This window comes from Spirillospora sp. CA-108201, from assembly GCF_050936235.1.
Classification (GTDB): Bacteria; Actinomycetota; Actinomycetes; order Streptosporangiales; family Streptosporangiaceae; genus Spirillospora.
Window position 1 is genome coordinate 4,885,717 of sequence record NZ_JBNJNE010000001.1, and the last position, 25,365, is coordinate 4,911,081.

Annotated in this window: 28 protein-coding genes; 13 read left to right on the forward strand and 15 right to left on the reverse strand. The window is 73.0% G+C overall.

Annotated elements, in window-relative coordinates; genetic code table 11:
• Nucleotides 1-13: 13 nt before the first annotated feature.
• On the reverse strand, nt 14-862 hold the full coding sequence (locus ACQEU6_RS23555) for an SMP-30/gluconolactonase/LRE family protein (protein ID WP_499335007.1): 849 nt from the start codon (nt 860-862) through the stop codon (nt 14-16).
• A gap of 185 nt (nt 863-1,047) precedes the next feature.
• Between ACQEU6_RS23555 and ACQEU6_RS23560 the strand changes: the two genes are divergently transcribed.
• Together ACQEU6_RS23560 and ACQEU6_RS23565 are read left to right on the forward strand one after the other, a co-directional pair.
• The gene (locus ACQEU6_RS23560; protein ID WP_179844331.1) at nt 1,048-1,287 is read left to right on the forward strand and encodes a ribbon-helix-helix domain-containing protein; all 240 of its coding nucleotides are present in this window, start codon (nt 1,048-1,050) and stop codon (nt 1,285-1,287) included.
• On the forward strand, nt 1,284-1,673 hold the full coding sequence (locus ACQEU6_RS23565; protein WP_499335009.1) for a hypothetical protein: 390 nt from the start codon (nt 1,284-1,286) through the stop codon (nt 1,671-1,673). Before ACQEU6_RS23560 ends, ACQEU6_RS23565 begins: the two co-directional genes overlap by 4 nt.
• Nucleotides 1,674-1,679: 6 nt before the next feature.
• Here the strand turns inward: ACQEU6_RS23565 and ACQEU6_RS23570 are convergent, their stop codons facing one another.
• Nucleotides 1,680-3,989 carry an MMPL family transporter gene (locus tag ACQEU6_RS23570; RefSeq protein WP_499335011.1) on the reverse strand — a complete coding sequence of 770 codons (2,310 nt, stop codon included), beginning with the start codon at nt 3,987-3,989 and terminating at the stop codon, nt 1,680-1,682.
• 72 nt (nt 3,990-4,061) lie between these two features.
• Here ACQEU6_RS23570 and ACQEU6_RS23575 point away from each other — a divergent pair, with 72 nt between their 5' ends.
• A complete protein-coding gene (locus tag ACQEU6_RS23575) occupies nt 4,062-4,691 on the forward strand; it encodes a TetR family transcriptional regulator (RefSeq protein WP_499335012.1) in 630 nt (209 codons plus the stop codon).
• A gap of 154 nt (nt 4,692-4,845) precedes the next feature.
• Entirely contained in the window at nt 4,846-6,933 is a 2,088-nt protein-coding gene (locus tag ACQEU6_RS23580; RefSeq protein ID WP_499335014.1) for a hypothetical protein, read from the forward strand.
• Nucleotides 6,934-7,103: 170 nt separating this feature from the next.
• On the opposite strand, the gene ACQEU6_RS23585 is transcribed toward ACQEU6_RS23580, so the two are convergent.
• From ACQEU6_RS23585 to ACQEU6_RS23605, 5 genes are all read right to left on the reverse strand, one after another.
• Complete coding sequence (locus tag ACQEU6_RS23585) at nt 7,104-7,346, reverse strand: hypothetical protein (RefSeq protein ID WP_499335016.1); 243 nt, start codon at nt 7,344-7,346, stop codon at nt 7,104-7,106.
• Nucleotides 7,339-7,635 (reverse strand): type II toxin-antitoxin system prevent-host-death family antitoxin, encoded by a 297-nt coding sequence (locus tag ACQEU6_RS23590; protein WP_499335018.1) that lies wholly within the window; start codon nt 7,633-7,635, stop codon nt 7,339-7,341. The genes ACQEU6_RS23585 and ACQEU6_RS23590 overlap by 8 nt, the downstream gene beginning before the upstream one ends.
• A gap of 62 nt (nt 7,636-7,697) precedes the next feature.
• Nucleotides 7,698-8,063: a DUF2516 family protein gene (locus ACQEU6_RS23595; RefSeq protein ID WP_218905412.1), complete on the reverse strand. Its 366-nt coding sequence runs from the start codon at nt 8,061-8,063 to the stop codon at nt 7,698-7,700.
• A 172-nt stretch (nt 8,064-8,235) separates the two neighbouring features.
• Nucleotides 8,236-8,691 (reverse strand): hypothetical protein, encoded by a 456-nt coding sequence (locus ACQEU6_RS23600; protein WP_499335020.1) that lies wholly within the window; start codon nt 8,689-8,691, stop codon nt 8,236-8,238.
• Entirely contained in the window at nt 8,688-9,149 is a 462-nt protein-coding gene (locus tag ACQEU6_RS23605; RefSeq protein ID WP_499335022.1) for a helix-turn-helix domain-containing protein, read from the reverse strand. Before ACQEU6_RS23605 ends, ACQEU6_RS23600 begins: the two co-directional genes overlap by 4 nt.
• Nucleotides 9,150-9,368: 219 nt before the next feature.
• Between ACQEU6_RS23605 and ACQEU6_RS23610 the strand changes: the two genes are divergently transcribed.
• A complete protein-coding gene (locus ACQEU6_RS23610; RefSeq protein ID WP_499335023.1) occupies nt 9,369-9,740 on the forward strand; it encodes a DoxX family protein in 372 nt (123 codons plus the stop codon).
• 15 nt (nt 9,741-9,755) lie between these two features.
• Here ACQEU6_RS23610 and ACQEU6_RS23615 read toward each other — a convergent pair whose 3' ends face one another.
• Together ACQEU6_RS23615 and ACQEU6_RS23620 are read right to left on the reverse strand one after the other, a co-directional pair.
• Nucleotides 9,756-10,052 (reverse strand): YiaA/YiaB family inner membrane protein, encoded by a 297-nt coding sequence (locus ACQEU6_RS23615; protein ID WP_499335024.1) that lies wholly within the window; start codon nt 10,050-10,052, stop codon nt 9,756-9,758.
• A 104-nt stretch (nt 10,053-10,156) separates the two neighbouring features.
• A complete protein-coding gene (locus tag ACQEU6_RS23620; protein WP_499335026.1) occupies nt 10,157-11,041 on the reverse strand; it encodes a neutral zinc metallopeptidase in 885 nt (294 codons plus the stop codon).
• Nucleotides 11,042-11,245: 204 nt separating this feature from the next.
• On the opposite strand from ACQEU6_RS23620, the gene ACQEU6_RS23625 reads away from it, so the two are divergent.
• The 6 genes from ACQEU6_RS23625 to ACQEU6_RS23650 all read left to right on the forward strand — a co-directional run bounded on the left by ACQEU6_RS23625 (nt 11,246) and on the right by ACQEU6_RS23650 (nt 19,500).
• On the forward strand, nt 11,246-13,024 hold the full coding sequence (locus ACQEU6_RS23625) for a DUF2207 domain-containing protein (RefSeq protein WP_499335028.1): 1,779 nt from the start codon (nt 11,246-11,248) through the stop codon (nt 13,022-13,024).
• Between the two features lie 121 nt (nt 13,025-13,145).
• Nucleotides 13,146-13,634: a hypothetical protein gene (locus ACQEU6_RS23630; RefSeq protein WP_499335029.1), complete on the forward strand. Its 489-nt coding sequence runs from the start codon at nt 13,146-13,148 to the stop codon at nt 13,632-13,634.
• A gap of 106 nt (nt 13,635-13,740) precedes the next feature.
• A complete protein-coding gene (locus tag ACQEU6_RS23635) occupies nt 13,741-14,445 on the forward strand; it encodes a FadR/GntR family transcriptional regulator (RefSeq protein ID WP_499335030.1) in 705 nt (234 codons plus the stop codon).
• On the forward strand, nt 14,442-15,689 hold the full coding sequence (locus ACQEU6_RS23640; RefSeq protein ID WP_499335031.1) for a CynX/NimT family MFS transporter: 1,248 nt from the start codon (nt 14,442-14,444) through the stop codon (nt 15,687-15,689). Before ACQEU6_RS23635 ends, ACQEU6_RS23640 begins: the two co-directional genes overlap by 4 nt.
• Nucleotides 15,690-15,730: 41 nt before the next feature.
• On the forward strand, nt 15,731-16,132 hold the full coding sequence (locus tag ACQEU6_RS23645; protein ID WP_499335033.1) for a hypothetical protein: 402 nt from the start codon (nt 15,731-15,733) through the stop codon (nt 16,130-16,132).
• A gap of 113 nt (nt 16,133-16,245) precedes the next feature.
• On the forward strand, nt 16,246-19,500 hold the full coding sequence (locus tag ACQEU6_RS23650; RefSeq protein WP_499335035.1) for a DUF4132 domain-containing protein: 3,255 nt from the start codon (nt 16,246-16,248) through the stop codon (nt 19,498-19,500).
• A gap of 111 nt (nt 19,501-19,611) precedes the next feature.
• Here ACQEU6_RS23650 and ACQEU6_RS23655 read toward each other — a convergent pair whose 3' ends face one another.
• Nucleotides 19,612-20,187 carry a dihydrofolate reductase family protein gene (locus tag ACQEU6_RS23655; protein ID WP_499335037.1) on the reverse strand — a complete coding sequence of 192 codons (576 nt, stop codon included), beginning with the start codon at nt 20,185-20,187 and terminating at the stop codon, nt 19,612-19,614.
• 49 nt (nt 20,188-20,236) lie between these two features.
• Complete coding sequence (locus ACQEU6_RS23660) at nt 20,237-20,413, reverse strand: hypothetical protein (RefSeq protein WP_499335039.1); 177 nt, start codon at nt 20,411-20,413, stop codon at nt 20,237-20,239.
• Between the two features lie 99 nt (nt 20,414-20,512).
• Between ACQEU6_RS23660 and ACQEU6_RS23665 the strand changes: the two genes are divergently transcribed.
• The gene (locus tag ACQEU6_RS23665; RefSeq protein ID WP_499335040.1) at nt 20,513-21,091 is read left to right on the forward strand and encodes a TetR/AcrR family transcriptional regulator; all 579 of its coding nucleotides are present in this window, start codon (nt 20,513-20,515) and stop codon (nt 21,089-21,091) included.
• A 175-nt stretch (nt 21,092-21,266) separates the two neighbouring features.
• Here ACQEU6_RS23665 and ACQEU6_RS23670 read toward each other — a convergent pair whose 3' ends face one another.
• Both ACQEU6_RS23670 and ACQEU6_RS23675 read right to left on the reverse strand, forming a co-directional pair.
• A complete protein-coding gene (locus tag ACQEU6_RS23670) occupies nt 21,267-22,244 on the reverse strand; it encodes an asparaginase (RefSeq protein ID WP_499335041.1) in 978 nt (325 codons plus the stop codon).
• Nucleotides 22,245-22,418: 174 nt separating this feature from the next.
• The gene (locus ACQEU6_RS23675) at nt 22,419-23,246 is read right to left on the reverse strand and encodes a beta-keto acid cleavage family enzyme (protein WP_499335043.1); all 828 of its coding nucleotides are present in this window, start codon (nt 23,244-23,246) and stop codon (nt 22,419-22,421) included.
• 19 nt (nt 23,247-23,265) lie between these two features.
• On the opposite strand from ACQEU6_RS23675, the gene dtd reads away from it, so the two are divergent.
• Nucleotides 23,266-23,691, forward strand: a complete 426-nt coding sequence (gene dtd / locus ACQEU6_RS23680) for a D-aminoacyl-tRNA deacylase (RefSeq protein WP_499335045.1) — start codon at nt 23,266-23,268, stop codon at nt 23,689-23,691.
• Between the two features lie 16 nt (nt 23,692-23,707).
• Here the strand turns inward: dtd and ACQEU6_RS23685 are convergent, their stop codons facing one another.
• Entirely contained in the window at nt 23,708-24,199 is a 492-nt protein-coding gene (locus tag ACQEU6_RS23685; protein WP_499335046.1) for a hypothetical protein, read from the reverse strand.
• Between the two features lie 79 nt (nt 24,200-24,278).
• Nucleotides 24,279-25,265, reverse strand: a complete 987-nt coding sequence (gene ygfZ / locus ACQEU6_RS23690) for a CAF17-like 4Fe-4S cluster assembly/insertion protein YgfZ (protein ID WP_499335048.1) — start codon at nt 25,263-25,265, stop codon at nt 24,279-24,281.
• Between the last annotated feature and the right edge of the window lie 100 nt (nt 25,266-25,365).

The following is a 25,365-nucleotide window of genomic DNA, read 5'->3' on the forward strand; positions in this document are numbered from 1 at the left end:
CCGGGCGGGGCGGTCAGGGCCGTCCGGCGCCCGGGACGTCGACCTCGACGGCGAACACCCTGCCGCTGCCGGGCACCACCGGCTCGGGCTCGGTCATGCCGCGCCACTCGGCGGCGGTGACGAACAGCGTGGTCCCGCCCGGCCCGCCGAGGACGCAGGCGAAGCCCCCGCGGTCGAGGTCGACCACGCGCAGCACCTCGCCGCCCTCCGCGACGCGCACGCACCGCCGGTTGGGAACGTCGGCGTACCAGACGGCGTTCTCCGCATCGACGCAGATGCCGTCCGGGACGCCGTCGCCGAGGTCCGCCCAGATCCGGCGGCCGGACAGCTCCCCGTCCGCGCCGATGTCGAAGGCCACCAGCTCGCCGCCGTAGGAGTCCGCGACGATCAGTGTGGAGTCGCCCGGCGGCACCGCCATGCCGTTGGGGAACGCGATGCCGCCCGCCGCCTCGCGCACGGAACCGTCCGGCCGCACCAGGGCGACCGCCCCCGGCGCGAACTCCTCCCCCGCCATCGGGTCGAAGCCGGGGCGGTTGACGTAGACGTCGCCGCGCCCGTCGGCGACGACGTCGTTCCATCCCGGACGGCCGAGGTCGGCGTGGGCGACCAGGGACCCGTCCGGTTCCCGGCGCAGCAGCAGTCCGTCCGCCGACGAGACGATCACCAACCGGCCGTCCGGGAGCCACGCGGTGCACAGCGGGAGCGACGCGACCCGCGCCACCACCTCGTTCGCGCCGTCCAGCCCGACCGCGACGACCTCGCCCGCGGACCAGTCCGAGAAGTACAACCGGTCGCCGTGCCAGCGCGGCGACTCGACCAGTCCGCGGCCGCCGAGCAGCGTCCGCACTCCGCCGGTCCTCATTCCGTCCGGCCTCATTCCTTCCATCTCCCTCTCCGTCCTCCTCGGGCGCCGTTGTTCCGCCCCCCACACGAACGGCCTCCGGCCGGATCGACACTTCGCCGCCGCAAGTTCCGGCCCGCGTTCCGCCGGAGCCGAGAGGACCCGAGTACACACTGGAGGGGGTCCGAGTGTGTATCGTGTGCCCCATGGCGAGACTCAACATCACGCTGCCCGACGAGCTGGCCGCCACGCTCCAGGGCCTCGCCGAGGACAAGAAGATCGCCTCGGTGTCGGGGTTCCTCGCGGACGGCGCGCGGCTGAAACTGGCCTACCTGCGGGACGCGTCGCAGCTCGACGACCTGTTCGGGCCGCCGAGTCCCGACGAGCAGGCCATGGTCGACCGGCTGGTCGAGGGCGGACCCTCGTCCCGCCGGGACGTCGCGTGATCACCGGTCACGTCTTCGACGCGACCGCGCTCCTGGATCTCGCCACCGGCAAGACCGTCTACGTCCGCGCCCGGCTCCGGGCGTCCATCGCCCAGCACGCCACCATCGTCATCCCCGCGACGTCGCTGGCCCGCGCCTGGCAGCTCGTCCCGGACCACGGCCGCGCCGTGCTGGAGCGCCTGCCCGGCATGCAGGTCGTGCACGTCGACGACCTCGACGACGTGATCGCCCAGCAGACCGGCCTGCTCGTCACGACGATCCCGAACCTCGGCATGGACGCCGCCCAGGCCGCATGGTCCGCCCGGTGGCGCCGCTGGCCGCTGGTCACCGCCGAGCCGGGCCTCTACGCGTCCGTGCCGGGCGTCCGCGTGGAGCAGATCCCCTGACCGCGGTCAGGTCGTGAGCTCCAGCTCCAGCTGCTCGTGGACGGGTTCCGGGGGCGGCGGCGCGGCCGGGCGGGAGCGGCCCGGCCACCACCAGTTCGCGTGACCGAGCAGGCTCATCAGCGCCGGGACGAGCATGAGGCGCACGATCGTGGCGTCCATGGCGACGGCGACCGCCAGCCCGAGGGCCATCATCTTCACCATCGGGTCCGGCTGCGGGACGAAGCTGGCGAACACGAAGATCATGATGAGCGCCGCCGAGGTGATGAGCCGGGCGGTCGCCCCGATGCCGGTCACGACGGACTCGTGCGGGTCGCCCGTCCGGTCGTACTCCTCCTTGATCCGTGACAGCAGGAAGACCTCGTAGTCCATGGACAGCCCGAAGATCAGGGCGAACATGAACAGCGGGATGAACGACATGATGGGGATCGCCTGGTCGACGCCGAACAACTCGACGCCCCAGCCCCACTGGAAGACGGCCGTGACGACGCCGAACGAGGCGCCGATCGACAGCAGGTTCATCAGGGCGGCCTTCACCGGGACGATCACCGACCGGAAAGCGACGACCAGGAGCAGGAGGGCGACGCCGACGACCGCGACGACGACGGCCGGCATGCGGTCCCCGACCGTCGCGGCGATGTCGATGATCGCCGGGTTCTCCCCGCCGAGGTAGATCCGGGCGCCCGGATGGGCGGCCCGCACGTCGCGGATCTCCACGTTCCGCAGCCGGTGGACGAGGTCGGTGGTCGACGCGGCGTGCGGGGCGTCCCGCGGGACGACCTGCACGATCGCCGTCGTCCCGGTCACGACGGGCTCCCCGGCGAACACCACGCCGGGCACCTCGGAGAGCTTCCGCTGGAGTTCCTGCCCGAGCAGCACCGCGCGCTTGTCCGGCTTCTTGCTCGTGTCCGGCGCGCCCTTGGGCAGGGCCGGCTCCGGGGACGGGCTCGGCCCGGCCGCCGCCGGTCCCGTCAGGCCGGACAGCCCCCCGCGCCCCTTGACGGTCGGGACGACCCGCTTGGGCTTGGCGCGCTTCTCCTCGCCCGGCACCTTCGCGACCACGACGAACGGGCTGTAGTGGCCCGCGCCGAACTCCTCGGCGACGATGTCGTACGCCTGCCTCGCCTCCATCTTCGGCGACGACATGCTGTCGGCCATCACCCCGAACCGCAGGCTGAGCGTCGGGATGGAGAGCGTCAGCAGGACGAGCGTCGCGACGATCGCGTACGGCCAGGCGTGGCGGTCGACATGGCGTCCCCAGGCCGTCCAGCGGGCGGAACTGCGGTCGGGGCGCACCCGCGGCATGCGGTACCGGTCGATGCGCGGCCCGAGGGCGCCGAGGACGGCCGGCAGCAGGGTCAGCGCGGCGGCGACCATGATCGCGACGGCCAGCGCGGCGGCGATCCCGATGCGTCCGATGAAGGCGATCCCGGACAGGAACAGCCCGCAGATCGCGAACACGACGGTGCCGCCGGCGAACACGACCGCGTGGCCCGAGTGCGCCATCGCGCGGCCGACCGCGGTCTCGACGTCGTCGCCCTCGGCGAGCTGCTGCCGGTAGCGCGTCACGATGAACAGGGCGTAGTCGATCCCGGCGCCGATGCCGAGCATCGCGGCGACCATCGGCGCGGTCGGCGCGATCTGGAACATCGACGCGGAGAAATGGATCAGCGAGTACGCCACCGCCATCCCGCACAGCGACACCACGATCGGGATGCCCGCGGCGAGGAACGAGCCGAACGCCAGCAGCAGGACGAGCATCGCCAGCAGGATCCCGACGCCCTCCTGCGGCCCGCCCTTCGGCTGGTTGAGGATCATCGCGACGATCCCGCCGAACTTCACCTCCAGCCCGGCCATCCGCGCGGGTTCCACGGCCCGGTTCAGGGCGTCGAGGTCGGCGTGGCCGACGTCGCTCATCGTGCCGGTGAAGTTGAGCCGGACGACGACGGCGGCGTCGTCCTTCAACCCGCCCATCCCCTGCGCGTACGGGTTCTCCACGAACGCGACCCGGTCGAGCTCGCCGATGTTCTCGATCGACTGTCCGACGGTGAGCGCGACCCGCCAGTCGGCGGGACCGGCCTGGCGCGTCTCGTGGAACACCACGGTCGCGGTCGGCCCGGTCATCGCGGGGAAGTCCTGCCCGAGCGTGTCGAGCGCGCGCTGGGTCTCGGTGCCGGGCAGCGTGCTCTGCTGGACGAACATCCCCCCGTGCGTCAGGCCGAGGACGCCGGCGCCGAGCATCACGGCGACCCAGAGCTCGAACACCGCGCGGCGCCGTCGCACGCAGAGCCGTCCGAGTGCCTCCAGGAAACGCGCCATGCCCGCAGAAAACACCCAACGCCTGTAGTTTTGCAATAGATGCAACTTTGCACCCATGGTAATGTCCGTCACATGGAGGAGGAGACCGGCCGGCCGGGGCTGCGGGAGCGCAAGAAGATGCGCACGCGGCAGGCCATCGCGACGGCCGCGCTGCGCCTGTTCGCCGAGCGCGGCTACGAGGAGACGACGATCGCCGACATCGCGGCCGCCGCCGACGTCTCGCCCCGCACGTTCTTCAGCTACTTCCCCTCCAAGGAAGACGTGATCTTCGCCGAGATCGACGACCGGCTCGCCGAGGTCTCCGAGCGGCTGCGCCGCACCCCCGGCGAGTCCCCCATGGAGACGATCCGGCGCAGCATCGTGGACGTCCTGGAGGCGATCGTGGCCGAGCACCGCGACTACGGCCCGGTCCAGGTCGCCCTCATCCTGGAGCGCCCCGCCCTGCGCGCCCGGGCCCTCCAGCGCATGACCGACGCCCAGGACGCCATCGAGGCGCTGCTGCGCGAGCTGTGCCCCGGCATCTCCGAGATCGACGCGGTGGCCTCGGCGGGCATCGCGGTCGGCGGCATGCAGGCGGTCGTCACGCACTGTCGCCGCGAGGGCTACGACCCCCTGTCCATGCGCACCGCGCTCGACCGCGCCGTCGACCTGGTCGAGCACGGTCTCGTCTCCGTGGACGCGCTGTCGCGGCCGTCCCCCTGAGCCGCCGGGCACCGGCCGGCGGAGGCGCCCGCCGGCCGGTGCCCGGCTCGACGTCCGCCCCGCCGCCGATCACACGCCCTGATCGGGCGTGCTGTCGGCGCCCGGATCGGGCGAAAGATCAGCGATGTCGGCCGGACGGTGTAAAACTGCGGCCGTGGCAGACGAGACCGGGCAGACCGACGACCGCACGCGCCTCTCCCCGCACGAGTCCAACGCGGAGGCCGTGCTGAGCCGGCTCGTCACGAGAGCCGGGTTCGGGGGGCCGCCCATGAGGACGCTCGCCCACATCGACACGGCCGCCCGGTTCCTGGCCGGCACGGCGGACACCGCCACCGCCCTGGCCGGGCATACGTCCGACATCTGCCCGTGGGGGCCGCTGGTCGGACGGATCGGCGCCGTCGCGCTGCGGGCCGTCTCGCCCGCCACGTCCGACCGCGATCGAGCGACCCTGCTGGCGCTGCTGGAGCTGTGGGCGCGCTCGCCCATGGCCGATCCCGCCGCCCGGCTGCGCCGGGGACGCGTGGCCGCGGGCGTCATCGCCGCGCGGGACGAGCACGGGTCCGCGATGACGATCGGCGGCGGCGACGCGGAATGGATCGCCCGCAGGAATCCGGAGCTGGTCTTCCTCGACCGCGCGTTCGGGCAGGGCGCCCCGCCCGCCCTCGGCACGATCGCGGACGTCGCCGAAGCGCCCCTGAGGTGGGGCGACGCCGACCAGCTCACCCGGCTGGTCGCGCTGGTCCGCGCCAAGGGCCCGGTGCCCTGGGACCGCAAGGCCGTGGACCTCCTGGCCGAGAAGATCGGCTTGTCCCGCACCACCGCGTCCGTGGCGCTGTGCGGTTTCGTCGGCCACCCCAACGGCCCCACCCGGAAACTGACTCCGCAGGCCCGCAAGACCCTCGGGGTGACGCTCCGCGACCTTGAGCACGCGTGGTTCCGGGACCTGGAGGGGCACACCGACGAGGACCGGCTCGAACTGCTCGCCGAGGCCCTCCCGCAAGACCCGGAGGCGCTGTGGGAACCGGACGGCCTCAGCGGGGTGGCGCTGTGCATCTCCGAGGCGTGGCAGCGGAGATTCGGCAAGAAGACGGTCGCGCCCCTGAGCACCGTCCAGGCGGCCGGGAAGGTCGCCCCGAACGTCACCGGCGCCCAGCTGTGCGAATGGCTGGTCGATCCCGGCGCCGTCCCGCTGCTCACCCAGGATCTGGACTCCTGGCTGGAGTCCGACGACAGCCCTGGATACAAGCACCAGAAGTGCGTCCCGGCCGACGAGACGCTCCGACTGCGGAACCTGATCGAGGCCGTCCTGCTCGGGCTCCGCTGGTCCTACGAGGAGCTTCCCGCCGGCGACCCGGTCCGGGAGGGCGCGCCCGCGGCCTACGACCTGCTGCTGCAACGGCTGGCCCACCCCGGCCTGCGGCTCCAGGCCTGCCTCTTCGACCGCGGGACGCGGGGACTGGACGCGATCACCGAGAGGTTCGGGAGCGTCCCCCACAGCGGGCCGAGCGAACTCACCGTCGACTACGTCGACGACGGCCTCACGGTCGCCGCGCTCGTCGAACACCAGCGGCTCACGAGCCTGTTCTTCCGCCCCGCCCTGTACGGCGTGGACGCCCGGACCGAGCGCCTGGCCGAGGTGGTGGACGCGTCCCGCAACAGCAGGCACACCTTCGAACGCGTGCGCCTGATGCGCGGGAAGGGCGCCGAAGGCATGGCGCACCGCATCCGCTCCGGCGCGCTGCCGGAGGGGGCCTACGAGGCCGATCCGTCGGCGTCGGCGCCGTCCCTGGTGGAGGAGGCGGCCGGGCGTCTGGACGTCCCGCCCGACTCCGCCGCGCTCTACCTCCAACTGCTGACCCTCGGCGAGCCGACGGACCGCCACGTGCGGAAGTGCAACCGCTGGACCCCCGCCCGCCTCCGCGAGGCCGCCGACCCCCTGGTGGCCCGGAACCTGGCGGTCCGGACCGAGCAGCCGCGCGAAGGCCGCAAGGTCTTCCTCCCCGGCCCCTGGACCCAGGGACCACCGCCCCAGGAGTCGTGGAAGGCCGACCTGAAGACGGCGGCCGACGCCGAGGCCCCCGACAACGCGTTCCTCTGGTGGCCGCTCCCCGAACGCTTCGCCTACGCCTGGCAGCGAGCCCAAGACCAAGGCCCCGCCGCCCACCTCCAGAAGCCGGGGAGCCTGCCCGCGGCCCACTCCTCAAGCGTGGCTTCGCGCCAAAGCTCCAGGTCATTGCGGTGAATGACGAGGGTCCCTCGGGGAGGCCTCCTCGTCCAGGGCCTTCCGGAACTGCTCGGCCTAGCGGCGGAGGCGGTCGTCGAAGCTCGGGGCGGCGGGCACGGCCAGTCGGCGATCTTGATGCGGAGGCGGCGGCTCACGCCTTCATGGCACCCGACTCGACTACGATCACCTCACTCGTGGACGACCACCTGTTGGATGATGATCGTGCCGGTGCCGTAGGCGTTGTAGTAGAGCGTCACTTCGTCGAGTTCCAGCCAGTACGCGTCGGCCACACCCTCGTAAGGGCGGCTTCCCGCAGGATGAGGCTGCTCTAACAGCAGGAGGACGACGTCGAAGACGAGCTTGCGGATTCCCTCGGGGAGCGCCGCCATCTGATGACGAACAGCCGGGGGAATCATGAGGTGGTCAGGCATCGAGCTCGCCCGCAGCCCATTCCTCGGGCGTGGCCTCACGCCAGCGTTCGAGGTCGTCACGGTGGATGACGAGAGTCCCCTCAGGCACGGTTCCCTCGTCCAGAGCCTTCCGGAACCGTTCTGCCTGCCAACGGAGATGGTCGGTGAACATCACGTCGTACATGGTCTTGGACACCACGACGACCGGGGCGGACCCGTGGCGGGTGATCTCGATCGGCTGCCCGTGCGCGGCCGACGTATGAATCCTGCCGAGTCGTGAACGCGCATCCTTCAAAGGGACACTTTCCATAGTCGAAGTGTACACTTCGACACTTCGCCAGGTGCCCCATCGCGATATCGGGACGCAGGGGATCACCAGGGGCCGTAGGGGCCCTGGCGGGAGCCGCCGCGGCCGCCGTTGTTCTTCTTGTACGGGCCGACCGCCGGGCGGACGTCGGCGAGGTAGACGGCGGCGGCGATGAACGCGGCGACCGGGAGGATGCCGAGCAGCAGGGCGATGGGGCTCGCGCCGAGCGCCACCGGCGCGACCGCGTACGCGGCGCCGACCACCGTCGCGACGATCAGGATGATCATCCACAGCTTCTTGCTCTGCTTGCTCGCCGCGGCGTAGGCGTTCACGGGCACGGTCAGCGAGTCGACCAGCGCCCACGCCTCCATCGCGAACGCGATGATCAGCAGCAGCCAGAAGAAGTAGTCCAGCACGTTGAAGCCCGACATCGGCGATCAGCGCTCCTGCTCGTCTCGGACGGCGACTCCTCGTCGCACGCGGGTCTTCCTTCATCGCAACCCTATGCGCACCGTCCACCAGGGCGGCCTGATGGAGCAGCCACCTGTACGGACGAGGGAGCCCGGCCGGATGTTCCCGGCCGGGCTCCGCCGCTCGGCGCCGTTACTTCTTCGTGGTGGAGCGGGACTGCCCGGTGGCCCGGCTCTGCGCCGTCCGGCGCTGCGCGGTGCGGGCCTTGGACGCCTGCTTCGGCGCGGCCTGGTCGGCCGCGGCGATCTCGGCGACCTCGGAGGCCTCGCGGTGCACGACCTTCTTGCCGCGCTCGGCGAGCTCGTCGATGAACTCGAAGGCACGGGTGCCGAAGTGCGTCGCGTACGCGACGGCGGCGCCCGGCAGGTCCTTGGCGTCCACGCGGTCCTGGTACCGGGAGACCTCGCCGCGGTAGCGGGCCGCGGTCGCGCGGACCTGCACGCGGTAGCGGTCGACGGTCTCGCGGACCTCGCCCTGGTACCTGGTCACCTGCTCGGGGACCTCACGGATCTTCTCCACCGCGAAGTCGCCGGCGCCGGCCACGGCGTACATGGCCTTGTTCTCACGGAGGTTGCTGGCCAGCGTCATCCGACCTCTTCCTTTCCCTGGTGCTCTGGTCCGGCCTGTTCTGGTCCGGTCTGTTCCGGTACGGCGGTCTCGGCGGGCTCATCGGTCTCGTCGGGCTCGGCGCCGAGCACGCCGCTGGCTTCGTTCTCCTTGAGGAACGACGCGTAGATGTCGAGCAGAACCTGCTTCTGCCGTTCCGTCAGGACGAGGTCGGCCCGCACGGCGGCCTGCACGTCGGTGTCGGCCTCGCGGTCCTCCAGGATGCCGGCCTGCACGTACAGCGCCTCGGCGGAGATCCGCAGCCCCTTGGCGATCTGCTGCAGGATCTCGGCGCTCGGCTTGCGCAGGCCGCGTTCGATCTGGCTCAGGTACGGGTTGGAGATCCCGGACACGTCGGCCAGCTGGCGCAGCGAGATCTTCGCCCGCGTCCGCTGCTCCCGGATGTACTCCCCGATGGAGCCGACCTTCGAACTCGCCATGTCTCCACTCTCCGTCATGGTGCTTGCTATTGCAAGCACCATAGCTAGCACTTCGTGGTGAAACGCCTCACATGACGGAAATGCCGGGTTGGTCGTCCCATAACCGCTGGTCAGACGGCCTGCCGCGCGCCCGTGGCACAGCTCACGCGCCCCGCTGTCACGCGGGCCGCGGCACCGGTGTCTTGCGGACGAACCACTCGTCCCACCAGGGAGGAACTCATGAACACGGCGCTGTGGATCGTGGCGGGACTGCTGGCCGCGGTCGCGATGACCGGCGGTGTCACCAAGGTCTTCGTGCCCGGGGCCAAGCTGGCCGAGGCGCCCGGCGGGCAGTGGACCGAGAGCATCGGTGCCGGCTTCGTGAAGGCGCTCGGCGGCCTGGAGCTCCTCGCCGCCGCGGGCCTGATCGTGCCCGCCGTGGTCGGCGTCGCGCCGGTCATGGTGCCGGTGACCGCGACCTGCTGGGTCCTGCTCATGGTCGGCGCGATGTTCGCGCACGGCCGGCGCGGCGAGGCGAAGTTCGTGGCGCTGAACGTGGTCTACCTGGCGCTCGCGGTGTTCATCGCGGTGGGCCGCTTCGGCCCCTGGTGAAGGACGGGGCCGGGCTCACAGGGACGGCGCGGCGTACGGGTCGTGCTCGGCGAGCAGCTTGTCGAGGCGCGCCTGGTCGACCCGGGTGCTGATGGCCTGGGTCTCCTGCCGGTCGCGGACGCACTTGGCCAGCGTGAACGTGGACGTGATCACGTACAGCAGGCCGAGCGCCAGGAACGCGCGGACCCACGCGCTGACCGGCAGGTAGGCCACCCCGACGGCGACGGCGGTGCTGGAGACGGCGAACGAGATCGCCGCCTGGACGAAGAACGCGGAGGAACCGGCCTGTGCGGGCTGCTTGGAGGTCGTCATGGGACGAGTCTGCGGCCCGCCCGCGTCCCGGGCATGAGTACCGGCACTCAACCGCCCGTGCGCGAGGAACTCAAGACCGGCCGGGAGGCCGGCTCACCCTGGACTCAGCTCACCTTGGACGGGGACGCGATCCAGGTGTTGCAGACGGTCAGGTCGCGCCCGTTGAAGCCGCTGATCACCCAGCCCGCGTAGTGGCGGCCCGAGCCGTGGTCGCGCTTCTCCGGCGGCTGGCGGTCGTCGCCCCGGCCCAGCACGTCGTTGATCATGGCGTTGTACTGCTCCCGGGTCATCGGGAGGGTGGTGCGCTCGCTGCCGAGGAACGCGCCCGCGAAGCACTGGGCCTGCAGCTCGATGCGGCGGCTCGCCTCGGTCCGGGTGGCGGTGTCGCCGGAGTCCATCTGGCCGTCCCCGTAGAGCAGGATCCCGGCCCGGTCCTGGACGTGGTGACCGTACTCGTGCGCGATCACGCGGGCGTAGACGGCGTAGTGCGACAGCGGCTCGCCGCCCGACGTCTCCACGACGTGCCGGAGTCCCACGTACATCGTGTTGTTGGCCGGGCAGTAGAACGCGGACGCGCCCGGCGCCGGGTAGGAGCCGCACGGGCTGCGCCCCGGCTCGACCCAGAACACCCGGTCGGGCTTGTCGAACGCGATGCCCGCCTTGGTGAACTGCTTGGTCCAGGCCGCGTCGAGGCAGTCGCTCAGGGTGTCCATGAACCCGCGCATGGACTGGGCGGACGGCTGGATCTGCGGCAGGCGGCAGCTCACCGGCGTCAGCGGGCCCGTCTTGTAGATCTTGCTGTTGGTCGCCTTCTCCCGCGGCGTCCCGGCGCCGCCGGACGTGGTGGCGGACGTCCCGGTGCCGCCGCCGGCGCCCTGGCTCCCGCCGTACAGCGAGATGCCCAGGATCGCCACCACGACCAGGGACGTCAGGCCGCCGAAGATGCCCGCGATGGTCCCGCCCGCGCTGCGCCGCGGCGGCGGCCGCATCGGGGTGTAACGGTACTGCGGCGGACCGTAGGCAGGAGACCCGTACCCCGGACCGCCGAGCGGCGGCCTCCCCTGCGGCGGCGGCCCACCGTACGGCGGCCTGCCGTAGGGCGGTCCCGGAGGTCGCGGCGGAGGGGGCGGCGGGGGGTAGTGACCTGCCATAGCGCAGAATCATCGCACGCATTCCCGATACCATTTGCGGCCATGTCTGCTCTTGCGGCGATGTTCCGGTCGCGTCCGGTGGCCCTGGCGGTCTCGGCGGCGGTGGCCTTCCCCCTGCTGACCAGCACTTCTGCGACGGCGGCCGAGGTCAGCGAGGCGCCCGCGGCCGGTGTCGCGGCGTCCGGTATCGCCGCGGCCGAGCGGGTGCTCAAGGACGACGTCGTCCTCACCGCGGTCCAGGGCGGCACGGTCAGGGTGAAGGAGACGATCGTCTACCGGTTCGCCGGGCACGACGGCTTCCGGCGGACGTACCCGACCCGGACGCACGAGAGCATCACCGAGGACCGCGTCTACAGGATCGAGAACCTGCGGGCGGCCAGCCCGGACGGCGGGCCGTCGAAGGCCACCGCGTCCAGCGCGGGCCTGAGCACGACGGTCGAGGTGGCGGGCGACCGGAAGCTGACCGGCGACCACACGGTCGTCCTGGAGTACGACGTGCGCGGCGCGATCACCCGGATGGGGGCCGCGGAGGAACTGCGCTGGCCGGTGGTCGGCGGCTGGAAGGTGCCGCTGGACGAGGCGAAGGCCACCGTCGACGGCGGCGCGATGATCCGCAACGTCAACTGCTTCACCGGGCCGATCGGCAGCACGATCGGCTGCACGCAGTACTACACGAACCACACGCACACCCAGGGCGTCTTCGCGCAGCAGGGGATGCTGCCGGGCGAGTACCTGACCGTCGTCGCGGGCCTGCCCGCCGGGACGACGGGCGGCCGCGCGATCTACGAGCGCCGCCACACGGTCGCGACCGCGTTCTCGGTCAACGCCGTGACCGGCTCCGCGCTCGGCGGGCTGCTGGTGCTGCTGGTGGGCGGCGTCCTCGCCCTCTACCTGCTGCGCGGCCGGGACGCGCGGACCGTCGGGAAGCGGGCCGCCGAGGGCGACCAGGCCCCGCTGGCCGGGGCGGAGTTCGAGCCGCCGGACGGGGTGCGCCCCGGGCAGATCGGCACGCTGATCGACGAGCAGGCCGACGTGATCGACGTGACCGCGACGATCGTCGACCTCGCCGTGCGCGGCTACCTGCTGATCGAGGAGGAGGACCGGGCGGTCACCGGCCGCCTCGACTGGACCCTGCGGCGCCTCGACCGCCCGCAGGTCGACCTGCTCCCCTACGAGCGGATCCTGCTGGACGCGCTGCTGACCGCGCCGGACGGGTCCGTCCGCGACGCCGTCCGGCTGTCGGAGCTCGGCGGGACGTTCGCGACGAAGCTGGCGCAGGTCAGGTCCGCGATGTACGACGACGTGGTGAAGCAGGGCTGGTTCGCGCGGCGGCCCGACACCGTCCGGTCCCGGTGGACGGTCGCGGGCATCCTCGTGACGCTCCTCGGCGTCGCCGGGACGGTCGCGCTGGCGTTCACCACCGAGTGGGCGCTGGCCGGGCTCGCGCTGATCATCGCGGGCGCGGCGCTGGCCTACGGCGGCCAGTACATGCCGGCCAAGACGGCGCGCGGGGCCACGGTCCTCGCGCACACGATCGGTTTCCGCGCGTTCCTGGAGCGCGGCGCCCTCCCCGAGGACGACGCCATGGCCGCGCGCCAGCGGATCGCGCTGTTCTCGCGTTTCCTGCCGTACGCGGTGGTGTTCGACCTCGTGGCGAAGTGGGCCGAGACGGTCAAGGACGCGGGCGAGCGCGCGACGGGCGCCGACAACCTCTACTGGTACGAGGGCCCGGCGGAATGGGACCTGTCGAAGTTCGCCGAGTCGATGCGCACCTTCACGCTGGCCACCTCGGGGTCCATCTCCCAGTCGCGCGGACTGTGACGGCACTGGGCGGACCGTGACGGCGCCGCGCGGGCTGTGACGGCGCCGCGCGGGCTGTGACGGCGCCGCGCGGTTAACCGCCGGGCGCCGGGTACAGCCCGAGGCGAGGAGGTGTCGCCTCATGGTCGCCAGCGCGGTGCTCGCCGCCCCCGTGCTCGCCGCTCCCGTGCTCGCCGTCCCCGTGCTCGCCGTGCCCGTGTCCCACCGCCTCGGGGACGCCGCGTTCCTGGCCGTCGGCCCGGCCGTCATCTTCGTGGCGCTCATCGGCTGGGTGACGGTGGTGCTGACGGCGTCGCGCAGGCGCCACCACTACCCCACCGCCGACGACGGCCTGCCGCACCGCGGGCCCGTCATGGGCGGCGTGATCATGGGCAGCCCGTCGCAGCGGACGCGCCGCGACCCGGCTCCGTCGGTCACCCACCGCGAGGTCATGGCCCACATCGAGCAGGCGCGGGCGGAGGAGGCCGCCGCCGAGCCGGCCGCTCAGGCGCCCCCGTCCTCCGAGGACCTCGCCCGGCCCGCCGGCGAGGCCACCGGGCGCCGCGGACGCCATCGCGGTCGGGGCGGGGCCGGGCGCCGCCGCAGGTTCGGCCCTCCCAGGCTCCGCTGACGCGGCCGCGCCGCGACAGCGGGCGCGACGCCCTGCGGCCCACCGCGGTCGAACGACCGGATCGGGCTCCTCGTAAGATGTCTGACATCTTACTTTGGAGGCTTTCGTGGCGTTGAGTCCCGTACCAGGCGGGTCGACGGTGGACGCGGTGCTCGACCAGCTCCAGGCGCAGGTCAGCGGGGGCGCGTGGCCGGTCGGCCGGCGGATCCCGGCCGAGCTGGAGCTGGCCGCGCAGCTCGGGGTGAGCCGCCCGGCCGTCCGGGAGGCGATCCGGGCGCTGTCGCACGTCGGAGTGCTGGAGGTGCGGCGCGGCGACGGCACGTACGTGCGCAGCAGCGCCGACCCCCGCCCGCTGCTGCGCCGGGTGTCCCGCGCGTCGGCCCGGGACGTGTTCGAGGTGCAGCTCGCCTACGACGTCCAGGCGGCCCGGCTGGCGGCGCGCCGCCGCACCGGCGCGGACCTGGCGCGGCTGGAGGAGCTGCTCCGCGCACGCGACGAGGCCACCGAGCCGGACGCGTTCGGCGCCGCCGACGCCCGGTTCCACCTCGGCGTCGCGGAGGCGTCCCGCAACCCGGTGCTGATCGAGGCGATGCGGTTCTTCATCGACCGGCTGCACGAGTCGATGCGCGCGATCCGGCTGGACCGCGAGGTCCCCGAGGCGGGCCCGGCCCGGCACCGCGCCGTGCTGGACGCCATCGCGGCGGGCGACCCGGAGGCCGCCGCGTCGGCCGCCGCCGCCGTCGTGGAGCCGACCCTCGCCGTCCTGGAGTCGCTGCTCGGCGACGCCGGCACGCCCGGGGACGGCGCGTGACCGCGCGGCGCGCCGGGCTGGCCGGCGCCCTGCTGATGATCGTCCTGCTGGCGGTCAACCTGCGGCCGGCGATCGCGGCGGTCGGGCCGCTGCTGACCGAGATCAGCGACGCGTTCGGCCTGTCCGGGACGGCGGCGGGCGCGCTCACCACGCTCCCGCTGGCTTTCTTCGGCTCCTACGGGCTGGCCGCCGCCCTCCTGCGGCGCCCGCCGCGCAACGAGACGCTGCTGGTGTGCGCGATGGCGCTGCTCGTCGCCGGGCTGCTGCTGCGGCTGCCGGGCGGCGTGGCCGCGCTGTTCGCCGGCTCCCTGGTGGCGGGGATCGCGATCAGCATCGGCAACATCGCGGTGCCGGCGATCATCAAGCGGGACCACCCGACCCGGATCACCACGGTCACGGCGATCTACACGGTCGCGGTGACGGCGGGCGCGTCCCTGTCGTCCGGGCTCGCCGTGCCGGTGGAGGACTGGTTCGGCGCGTCGTGGCGGCTGCCCCTCGGCCTGCTCGCGATCCCGGCGGCGCTCGCCGGGCTGCTGTGGCTGCCGAGGGCGCGGCGGGCGGCGCACGCGGCCCGCTCGGCCCCGCCCGCCGCGCCCCCGGACGGCGTCGCGGCGCTGGTGTGGCGGTCGGGCCTCGCCTGGCACGTCACGGTGTTCATGGGCCTGCAGTCGCTGCTGGCCTACGTGGTGATCGGCTGGCTGCCGACGCTCTGCCAGGACCGCGGGATGGGCGAGGCGGCCGCCGGCTACGTGCTGGCGCTGGTGGCGGCGGTCCAGGCGGTCGGGTCGCTGGCGGTCCCGGTACTGGCCCGGCGGACCCGCGACCAGCGCCCCCTGGTGATCGGCACGGTCGCGCTGACCGCGCTGGGCTTCGCCGGGGTGGCCTGGGCGCCGATCGCCTCGGTGTGGGTCTGGACGGTGGTCCTCGGCCTCGGCCAGGGTCTCGGTTTCGCGACCGCGCTGTCGTTCATCGGGCTCCGCGCCCACGACGCCCACGTCGCCGTCCAGCTGTCGGGGATGGCGCAGGGGGTCGGTTACGTCATCGCGGCGCTCGGCCCGCTCGCCCTCGGCGCGCTGCACGACGCCACCGGTGGTTGGACCGTTCCGATGCTGGGCGTGCTGGCCGTCTGCGCCGCGCTGACCGTCCCGGGCCTGCCCGCCGGGCGGCTCCGCACGGTCGGCGCGCCCGCCGTCCCGGCGCCCGACGTGGTTAACACGCGATCCAGCGGACACATCCCTAACTGACCCGGCGTGGTCCGGTCCGCGCCCTCGGGAGGTGGTCCGCCTTGCTCACCATGATCGTCGCCGACCCCGTGCTGGCGAACACGTCCCCCACGGGCGCCCCGTACTTCGTCTGGATCATCCCGGTCCTGATCATCGGCGCCCTGGTGGTCTGGGTGTACGCGACGCGCGCCGCCTCGTCCAGGAAGCTCCACAGCGAGCGCAGGAACAACCAGCTGAACCAGCGGGGCATGGAACAGGGCGGCTACTACACCTACGCCCCGGGGATGTTCTCGCACAGCTACCCACCGGCCAAGGAGGGCCAGCCGGAGGAGTTCCGCAAGGACAACCCCCAGCCCGGACGGGAGCCGAGGAAGCCGTGGCCCGAGGGCGTCCTCTACGAGCAGACGATCTTCAAGGGGGAGTTCGAGGACCTCAAGACGTCCAAGAACACCGAGAGCCACTAGGCGGCGACCGGCAATTCGCCGCCGCGACGCCATGACCTGCGAAAGCGGCCGCCGCGAACTGAATCGCGCCGAATCCGCCGACGGTTGTCGGCGGGCGTCACTACGCTCCCACCATGATCAAGTCGAACGCCGCGCCTCCGGACGAAGACACCCTCGAAATGCCGAGGTCGTGGATGCGGCACCTGCATCCGCGGCGCGGCGGGCATCCGGGCCCGAAACTCGCATCGGCCGACGTGCGCGAGGACGAACTGCTCGCGCAGTACGCGGGCGCCATCGAGAAAGTCCTCGGCCGCTCCGAGACCGACCCGGCGCTGGCCGCCGTGGTGCGCGAGCACCTGGACGGCAGGGGAAGCGCGCTGGACGCGGCGGCGATCGTGGCCGTCCACGGCGCCGAGAAGTCGTACCTGGACCCGTCCCGGCAGGAGGACGCGCTCAAGCGCCTGCGCGCCTTCATCGCGCAGACCGGCGACGCCGAATACCGGAGCGTCGTCTCGCACATCGCGGGGCTGCGCACGACGCCGGCTCGGCGGATGCTCGCCGCCTACCTCGTCCCGACCGAACTCGAATGGGTGGCCGAATGCTGCGCGGCGCCCGCGAATTCCGTGCCGCGGGAGATGCTCCTTCGTTCCCTGGGCTCGGCCGAGCATCTCGAAATCCTCGGCGCCGGAGCCCATATCTCCGTCTCCGACTGCTATTACGTCGAGAACCTCATCACGCTGGCGGACGGCGTGGGCCCTGCGATCGCCCCGTTCATGGCCGAGGCGTTCGACCTTTTCCACGACAGCGCACCCCGCCGCAAGGGCCTGCTGGACGTCCTCGGCCGGTTGCCCGGCGACGAGGCGTTCCGGCAGATGCTGGAGCGCGCGGGCAACCTTCACATGATGGCGGCGCTGCGGGACACCATGCGCCGTTTCCCGGTCCGCGCGATTCGCGTTCTGTCGGCGGCCGCGTCGGCCGGGGACGCCACGGCGCGCGCCCTGCTCACCGACCACCTGCGGGCGAATGCGGAACTGGCGCGACAGGCCCTCCCCGACCTGCCCGTGGAGAGCCGCGCGGTCGTGGAGGAACTGTCGGCGGCCGACGACCGGACTCCGGACGCGGCGGCGGACGAGTTGCCCCGCCCGCTGGTCGCCCCCCGATGGGAGCGGACGGAGCCGAAGCCCAAGCCGGTCGCCGTCAAAGGCCTGCCGGTCTCGCGGGAGCGGGCCATGGCGTGGGCGCCGGGCGAACGCGACGCCTGGCTGAACAGCGAGATCGTGACGATCGAGGCGAACGGCCACTCGTTCGGGCGGGTCCCGGTTCCGGCCGAACGCACCGAGACCTGGGTGCGGCGGGTCGAGGAGGCCCGGTCCCCGTCGACCGATCTGGGCCGGATGCTCTACTGGCAGGGCGTGGTCCTGGCGGCCGGGCCCGAAGACCTCGTCCGGCCCGTCCTGGCCGAGTGGCAGGCCGACTGGCGCCACGAGCGCGGGCTGGGCAGGAAAGGGAACCCCTACGACCCGGATTCGTGGCTCCGCGTCATCATCGCGCGGTACGGGCTCGACGCCCTCCCGGTCGCGCTCGGCTACGCGCGGGCGCGGCCCGCGAACGGCGCCGAACTGCTGCTGCCCTTCCTCGACGGCGATGTCGCGAACGCGATGGCCGACTGGCTTCAGCGGAGCAAGGCGGCGCGTGGGGCCGCGACCGAATGGTTCACCCGGCACGGACGTGCCGCGCTTCCCTACCTCGTGCCGGTCGCGGCCGGCCGCGCCGGGAGGGCGCGCAAGGCCGCCGAGCACGCCCTGCGCCTCGTCGCCGCGCAGGAAGGTCCGGCCGCCGTCCTCGACTTCGCGCGCGAGCACGACGAGCGAGCCGTCGAGCCGATCAGGACCGCCCTGGACGCGGAGGCGGACGAGGCGCCGCGTTCCCCCGGGAAGCCGCCCGCGCGCCTGGCGGTGAACGCCGAGGTGCTGCCGCAGGTCCTGCTGCGGGGCCGGGAGCGCGCGCTGCCCGTGCCCGCCGTCCGGAACCTGCTCACGCTGCTGGCGATGTCCACGCCCGCCGAGCCCGATCCCGACCTCGCAAGCGTCCTGGACGCGTGTGACGGGAGTTCGCTGTCCCGCTTCGGCTGGGCGCTGTTCCGGCACTGGCGCGAGAACGGCGCCGAACCCCGGGACGCCTGGCAGTTCGCCGCGCTGGCCTGGCTCGGGGACGACACGACCGTCCGCGAACTCGTCCCGGCGGTCCGGGCCTGGCCGGGAGAGGGCGGCCACCACCACGCGGTGCGCGGGCTCGACGTGCTCGCCGCGATCGGGTCCGACCTCGCGCTGCGCGAGATCCACGCCATCGCCCAGAAGGCGAAGTTCAAGGCGCTGAAAGCGCGGGCGCAGGAGAAGGTCGAGCAGATCGCCGCCGCGCGCGGCCTCACCACCGAGCAGCTCGGCGACCGCCTCGTCCCCGACCTGGGCCTGGACGCCCACGGCACGCTCGTCCTCGACTACGGCCCGCGCCGGTTCACCGCCGGATTCGACGAGGCGCTCAGGCCCTACGTCATCGACGAGGCCGGTAAGCACCGGTCGTCCCTGCCCAAACCGGGGCAGCGCGATGACGCCGCCCTGGCGCCCGCCGCCTACCGGCGCTTCACCGATCTGAAGAAGGACGTCCGCGCCATCGCCGGACTCCAGCTCCAGCGCCTCGAACGGTCGATGACGACGGGACGCCGGTGGCCGCTGCCGGAGTTCCGCGAGTTCTTCGCCGGACATCCCCTGGTGTGGCACATCGCGCGGCGCCTGGTGTGGGTCGCCGAGCACGGCGACACCGTGACGGCGTTCCGGCTCGCGGAAGACCGCACCTTCTCCGACGTCGACGACGACGCCGTCACGCTGCCCGACGACGCCGTCATCGCCATCGCGCACCCGCTGCACCTCGCGGAGGCGCTGCCGGCCTGGGCCCAGGTGTTCGCCGACTACGAGATCATGCAGCCGTTCCCGCAGCTCGGACGGGAGGTGCACGCGCTCACCGGTGAGGAGAGGGCGGCGGCCCGGCTGCCACGGTTCGAGGGCGTGACCGTGCCGTTCGGCAACGTGCTCCGGCTGGAGCGGCGCGGCTGGTACCGCGGCCCCGTGGACTCCGACGGCGGGATCTCGTGCCTCGTCCGCCCGGCCGGCGCCGACCGCTACGTCGTCGTCACACTGGCCACGGGACTGTTCGTGGGGTACGTCAGCGAGTCCGGCGACCAGACCATCGAGGCGGTCTGGGTCGGTGCCGATCCCGCCCCCGGATACTTCTCCCGCAGCGCGTCCGAGGGCGCACCTCACACCTTCGCCGAGCTGGACGCGGTGACCGCCTCCGAAGTGCTCGCCGACCTCACCGCCGTCGTCTCCCCCTGAACCGACGCGGGCGGGCATGCCCATGCCGATCGACTGCTGGGGCAGGGGAGGCGGCGTCGGCGTCGGCATGCCCGGCCACGTCCGTGTGATCGGAGCGGGCCGAGGGCCGTTTCATGCGATCGCGCGGGCGTAGACGGTGACGACGAGCCCGGAGTCGAAGGCGTGGGCGCCGGCCGGGGTGAACGCCGAGAGGGAGAAGGGGCCGTCGAACAGGGGGATCCCGGACCCGATCACCAGCGGGTGGCGCTTGACGACCAGCATGTCGATCTCGTCCACCAGCGCGGCGGCGAGCTTCCCGCCGCCCGCGAGCCAGATGTCGAGCCCCTCCCGCTCCTTCAGCCCGCGGACCATGCCGACCGGGTCGCCGCGCACGACGGACACCGCGGGGTCCTCGATGTCGAGCGTCGTGGAGACGACGTACTGGTCCAGGTGCGGATACGGGCTGGTGAGCCCGATGGCCAGACCCGGCTCGTAGGTGCCGCGTCCCATGACGACGGTGTCGAAATGCCGGTTCGGGGCGTCGGCCATGCCGAGCGGACCGCGCGCATGGGCGGGCAGCGTCTCGGGGTACTCGGCCATGATCATCTCGGCGGGCTCGCCCTCGAAGGGGAAGAAGTCGAACCGCCCCTCCGGCCCGGCGATGTAGCCGTCGAGGGTGGCGGAGACGTAGTAGACCAGCTTGCGCATACGGTGCTCGCTTTCAGGCGTCGGGCACGGGAGCGGAACGGATGGCGGGTCAGCGGACGGAGCCCGGCTTGCGCGGCGGCCGCGGCCGCGGCAGGGAGCGCGGCTTCGGAGCGTGTCGGTCCCATCCGGGACGTCCCGCGCGGGCGGGCAGGACGGTGCGGCCGGGCAGGACGGTGCGGTCCTGGAACGGGCGGAGGGCGGACGGGGTGGTGGACTGGGCGCGCATGCGATCTCCTTTTCACCGGAATTGATGTACTCTGAGTGAAGTGGTTTGAACTTAGTACTGCACTTGCAGTGATTGCAAGACGGTGTGATGGAGGTCACAGTGCGACGCAACCCCGCCCGTCGGGCCGCCCTGCTGGACGCGGCGATCGAGGTCCTGGCCCGCGAGGGGTCGCGCGGTCTGACGCTGCGCGCGATCGACGCCGAGGGGGGCGTCCCCACCGGCACCGCCACGAACTACTTCGCCAACCGCGCCGACCTGCTCACCCAGGTCATGCACCGCACCCGCGAGCGCCTCACCCCCGACCCGGAGGCGCTGGCCGAGACGATGCGGCAGGCGCCCGCGCACGCGCTGGTCACCGAGCTGATGCGCCAGCTCCTCGGCCGCATGCGGGCCGACCGGTCCGGCTACCTGGCCATGCTGGAGCTGCGGCTGGAGGCGACGCGGCGCCCGGAGCTGCACACCGAACTCGGCGGCTTCCTCACCGCCGAGCACGAGGAGATCGTCCGATTCCACCTGGACGCGGGGCTGCCCGGCGACGCCGCGGGCGTCGGCCTGCTGTACTTCGCGATGGCCGGGCTGCTCCTGGACGACTTCACCGTCCCCGCCATCACGGAGCCCTACGACACCGACGCCCTGATCGAGAAGATGGTGGACCGGCTGCTCCCGGAGAAGGGCTAGAGCCCGTCTCGAAGCGGACTCGGCCACGCGCGCGAACGCGTGAGCTGCCCGGTGCAGCGAAGCCGGAGGCGAGCGGAAGCGGGCAGATCGCGAAGCGATGCCGCGTTCGCCCAGGCCCGGTCACGCAGCGAGCCGCCAGGCGAGCGAAGTGAGCCGGGACTCAATAAACACAGCGCTAGACCGTCCGGTCGAAGACGCCCGGCGCCGGGCGGATGGCGCCGACGACGCCGTCCCCGCCGCGCACCTCGACGGTCGCCAGCTCGTCCAGGGCGACGCGGTCGACGCCGTCGTCCACGCCGAGGGCGCGCAGCAGCGCGACGGTCACGGGCGTCCGGGCCCGCATCGCCCCGTCGTCGATCTTGACGACCCCGGCGCGGCCGTCGGCGAAGGCGAAGGCGTCCACGCCCTCGGCGCCGCACTTGACGAGCAGGCCGGGGACGGCGTCCATCAGCTGCCGCTCCTCGCGCCGGGTCCCGGACGTCCACTGCGGGTGCGTCCGCATGGCGTCGGCGACGCGCCGCTCGTGCGTGCCCGGCTCGGCGAGGACGAGCGCCCGGAACGCCCGCGCGACGCCCGCGATCGACACGGCGAACAGCGGCGCCCCGCACCCGTCCACGCCGACCGCCGTCGCGGGCTCGCCGGCCAGCTCCTCGACGACCTCCCGGACGGTCTGCTGCAACGGGTGCCCGGGGTCGAGGTAGGAGTCGGTGGGCCAGCCCGCCGTGACGCACGTGGAGAGCATCGCGGCGTGCTTCCCGGAGCAGTTCATGCGCAGCCGGGAGGGACCCCCGGCCTTCCGGGCGACCTCCCGCTGCGTCGCGGGGTCGATCGGCCAGCTCTCGGGGCAGCGCAGGTCGCCGGCGACGAGCCCGGCGCCCGCGAGGACCTTCTCCACCCCCTCGACGTGGAAGTCCTCACCGGAGTGGCTGCCGGCCGCGAGCGCGAGCAGCTCGCCGCCGAGCTCCAGGCCGCCGCGCAGCATCGCGACCGCCTGCATCGGCTTGTTCGCCGACCGGGGGAAGATCTGCGCCCCGGTCTCCCCCGCCCGGAACGCGACGCCCCCGTCGGCGGCCAGCCCGATCGCCGCCCCCCGATGCCGGGACTCCACGAACCCGGAACGCTCCACCTCGACCAGCACAGGATTGACGTCCACCGCACTCCTCCATCACGACACCGGCGCCCGCCCCGGCGCTCACCCGCCCGAACGGCGACCCCGCAGGTCAACTACCCGACGAAGTCCATGAAAGCGGCACCTGACTCCACGAAAACGGCCAGGTTGCCCCATCCCCGCTTGACCCGCCCGGAGGGGGCCGCGGAACTCCGCGGGTCAGCGGGGTCTGGTGGCGAGGAGGGCGCGGGCTTCGGCGGGAGGCATGGCCGGGCGCTGGGCCAGCCGGGCTGCCTGGGCGGCGCGTTCCACCAGTTCGACGTTCGCCGTGACCGGGCGGCCCTTGGCGAAGGTGACCGTGTCCTCCATGCCGACCCGCAGATGGCCGCCCGCCGAGAGGGCGGCGAACATGACGGGCAGGGACGTCCGGCCGATGCCGGTGGCCGACCACGTGGCGCCCTCCGGGAGGGCCTCGACGGCGGCGACCAGTGTGCGGGCGTCGCCCGGCATGCCGCCCGGGACGCCCATCACCAGGTCGCAGTGGACGTGCCCGCCGTAGGGGAGGCCGTGCTTGTCCAGGAGGCGGTGCAGCGACGTGACGTGGCCGAGGTCGAACAGCTCGAACTCGGGGACGACCTCCAGCTCCTGGGTGCGCTCGTACAGCTCCACCATGAACGACCACGGGTTCATGAACACGTCGTCGCCGAAGTTGACCGTCCCGCAGGTGAGGGAGCACATGTCCGGTCCGGCGTCCAGGACGCGGAGCCGGTCCTCGTACGGGTCGGTGACCGCGCCGCCGGTGGACAACTGGACGATCAGCCCCGTGCTCTCCCGCAGCGCCGTCACCGTGTCCCGGAGCCGGGACGGGTCGAGCGTGGGCCGCGCGTCGTCGTCGCGGATGTGCACGTGGACGACGGCCGCGCCGGCCGCCTCGCACTCCTTGGCCGTCTGCACCAGTTCATCCAGGGTGACGGGCAGGGCCGGGACGTCCGCCTTGGCGGACTCCGCGCCCGTGGGCGCCACCGTGATGAGCGTCTTTGCTCCCATGGCGGCAGAATGCATGGTCATGCGTGCTGTAGTCCAGAGGGTGAGCCAGGCCAGCGTGTCCGTGGACGGGCGCGTCGTCGGCGCGGTCGAGGGGCCGGGACTGCTGGTCCTCGTCGGCGTGACGCACGACGACGGCGCGGAAAAGGCCCGCAGGCTGGCGTCCAAGCTGTGGGGCCTGCGGATCCTGGAGGGCGAGAAGTCGTGTTCCGACCTGAACGCGCCGCTGCTGATCGTGAGCCAATTCACTCTCTACGGGGACGCGCGGAAGGGGCGCCGCCCGTCCTGGACGGCCGCCGCGCCCGGTCCCGTCGCCGAGCCCCTGGTGGACGCGGTGGTCCGGGAGCTGCGCGCGCTGGGCGCGAAGGTCGAGACGGGCGAGTTCGGCGCGGACATGAAGGTCGCGCTCGTCAACGACGGGCCGATCACGCTGGTCCTGGAGGTCTGACCGCCCGGCGCGCGGGTCAGCGGAACCCGTAGACCATGCCGACGAGCGCGGTGACGGTCCCGGCGGCGGCGAGGAGGATGAGGGCGCGGTCCTGCGGGACGAGGCGGCCGCGCACGTCCGAGGACACCACCACGGTCCCGGTGTCGCCCTCGTCCCCGACGGGACCCTGCTCGAACGGGTTGCGGAGCCCGGCGAGCCGCCACAGCGCGTCGTTGCGGAGCCGCTGGTGGGCCGGGCCGCAGGCGAAGAGCCGGCCCCGGGTGCGCTCGGTGCAGGCGGCGCCCTTCGGCGTCAGCACCCGGCACAGGGTGGGGACGAGCGCGAACTCGTACAGGCACCAGCCCAGGAGGCCGAGCAGCGCGACGCGCCACGAGTGCTGCCACCACGCGAGCCCGGCGATCGCCGCGAACAGGGCCCACCACGTCAGGGCGGACTCCCGGCGCGGGCGGCGCCGGGTCCCTCCCCTCCGGGCCGCAGGCGGCTCCCCTTTCCCCAGGTTCGGGACCATAGGTAGGAATTCACCTTCCCTGGGCGGCAGTCGGTCAGAAATCGTCTTATCAGACGATATTCGTCCCGGGGGCGGGCTGCTACCCGTGTTTCGCGGGCCGGCGGCGCAGAGCGATCTGCGCGTTCGCGCCCGTCTCCGGCGACACGACGACCTCCTGGGCCGCCGCGACGCCGCCCGCGAGCAGCTCGGCGTCCACCGGGACGTTCCGCTTGACCAGCGCCAACGCGATCGGCCCCAGTTCGTGGTGCCGGGCTGCGGACCCGACGAACCCGACCGTCCGGCCCCCGGGGACCTCCACCGGGTCGCCGGGCGCGGGCAGCCGGTCGACGCTGCCGTCCAGGTGCAGGAACACCAGGCGGCGCGGGGGCCGCCCCAGGTTGTGGACGCGCGCGACGGTCTCCTGCCCCCGGTAGCAGCCCTTGTTCAGGTGGACGGCCGTCTCCACGTACCCGGCCTCGTGCGGAATCGTCCGGTGGTCGGTGTCGAGGCCGAACCGGGGACGGTGCTCGGCGATGCGCAGCGCCTCGTACGCCCACATGCCCGCGGGCTTCAGGTCGGCCGGGAACTCGCCGCGGGGGACGACGCGCGTCGTCGTCCCGGCGACGTCGGGCCAGGCGGGACGGCCGTCGGCGGGACCGCCCGGCCCGGTGACGACCATGAACTCGTCCGACACGTCGGCGACCTCGACGCGCAGCATGAAGCGCATCCGGTCGAGGAACTCCACCAGCGCGGGGGCCGTCCCCGGCTCGACGTGGGCCCACACGGCCTCTCCGTCGTCGACGAGGAACAGGTGGTGCTCGATGTGCCCGTTCGGGCTGAGCAGCAGCGCCTCGGTCGGCTCGGACGGCTTCAGCCCGTCCAGGTGCTGGCTCAGCAGGCTGTGCAGCCAGCTCAGCCGGTCCGGCCCCGAGACGCGGACGACGCCCCGGTTGCTCCGGTCGACGAACGCCGTCCCCTCCTCCAGGGCGCGTTGCTCCCGCGCCGGGTCCCCGTAGTGCGCGGCGACCTCCTGGTCGGGCGCGTCGGCGGCGACGGCTCCGGGCGACTGCAGCAGAGGGCTCTCCATGCCGTCCAGACTATGTCGCGGACCGGCGGACCATGCCCGCCGCAGACCATGCCTCCGCAGACCATGCCTCCGCAGACCATGCCTCCGCAGACCATGCCGC

Bases quoted from the DNA above. Each gene is read 5' to 3' on its own strand.
- ACQEU6_RS23555 (WP_499335007.1), bottom strand. From the start codon at position 862: ATGAGGACCGGCGGAGTGCGGACGCTGCTCGGCGGCCGCGGACTGGTC.
- ACQEU6_RS23560 (WP_179844331.1), top strand. From the start codon at position 1,048: ATGGCGAGACTCAACATCACGCTGCCCGACGAGCTGGCCGCCACGCTC.
- ACQEU6_RS23570 (WP_499335011.1), bottom strand. From the start codon at position 3,989: ATGGCGCGTTTCCTGGAGGCACTCGGACGGCTCTGCGTGCGACGGCGC.
- ACQEU6_RS23575 (WP_499335012.1), top strand. From the start codon at position 4,062: ATGGAGGAGGAGACCGGCCGGCCGGGGCTGCGGGAGCGCAAGAAGATG.
- ACQEU6_RS23585 (WP_499335016.1), bottom strand. From the start codon at position 7,346: ATGCCTGACCACCTCATGATTCCCCCGGCTGTTCGTCATCAGATGGCG.
- ACQEU6_RS23590 (WP_499335018.1), bottom strand. From the start codon at position 7,635: ATGGAAAGTGTCCCTTTGAAGGATGCGCGTTCACGACTCGGCAGGATT.
- ACQEU6_RS23595 (WP_218905412.1), bottom strand. From the start codon at position 8,063: ATGTCGGGCTTCAACGTGCTGGACTACTTCTTCTGGCTGCTGCTGATC.
- ACQEU6_RS23600 (WP_499335020.1), bottom strand. From the start codon at position 8,691: ATGACGCTGGCCAGCAACCTCCGTGAGAACAAGGCCATGTACGCCGTG.
- ACQEU6_RS23605 (WP_499335022.1), bottom strand. From the start codon at position 9,149: ATGGCGAGTTCGAAGGTCGGCTCCATCGGGGAGTACATCCGGGAGCAG.
- ACQEU6_RS23610 (WP_499335023.1), top strand. From the start codon at position 9,369: ATGAACACGGCGCTGTGGATCGTGGCGGGACTGCTGGCCGCGGTCGCG.
- ACQEU6_RS23615 (WP_499335024.1), bottom strand. From the start codon at position 10,052: ATGACGACCTCCAAGCAGCCCGCACAGGCCGGTTCCTCCGCGTTCTTC.
- ACQEU6_RS23620 (WP_499335026.1), bottom strand. From the start codon at position 11,041: ATGCGGCCGCCGCCGCGGCGCAGCGCGGGCGGGACCATCGCGGGCATC.
- ACQEU6_RS23625 (WP_499335028.1), top strand. From the start codon at position 11,246: ATGTCTGCTCTTGCGGCGATGTTCCGGTCGCGTCCGGTGGCCCTGGCG.
- ACQEU6_RS23630 (WP_499335029.1), top strand. From the start codon at position 13,146: ATGGTCGCCAGCGCGGTGCTCGCCGCCCCCGTGCTCGCCGCTCCCGTG.
- ACQEU6_RS23650 (WP_499335035.1), top strand. From the start codon at position 16,246: ATGATCAAGTCGAACGCCGCGCCTCCGGACGAAGACACCCTCGAAATG.
- ACQEU6_RS23655 (WP_499335037.1), bottom strand. From the start codon at position 20,187: ATGCGCAAGCTGGTCTACTACGTCTCCGCCACCCTCGACGGCTACATC.
- ACQEU6_RS23660 (WP_499335039.1), bottom strand. From the start codon at position 20,413: ATGCGCGCCCAGTCCACCACCCCGTCCGCCCTCCGCCCGTTCCAGGAC.
- ACQEU6_RS23675 (WP_499335043.1), bottom strand. From the start codon at position 23,246: ATGGGAGCAAAGACGCTCATCACGGTGGCGCCCACGGGCGCGGAGTCC.
- dtd (WP_499335045.1), top strand. From the start codon at position 23,266: ATGCGTGCTGTAGTCCAGAGGGTGAGCCAGGCCAGCGTGTCCGTGGAC.
- ACQEU6_RS23685 (WP_499335046.1), bottom strand. From the start codon at position 24,199: ATGGTCCCGAACCTGGGGAAAGGGGAGCCGCCTGCGGCCCGGAGGGGA.
- ygfZ (WP_499335048.1), bottom strand. From the start codon at position 25,265: ATGGAGAGCCCTCTGCTGCAGTCGCCCGGAGCCGTCGCCGCCGACGCG.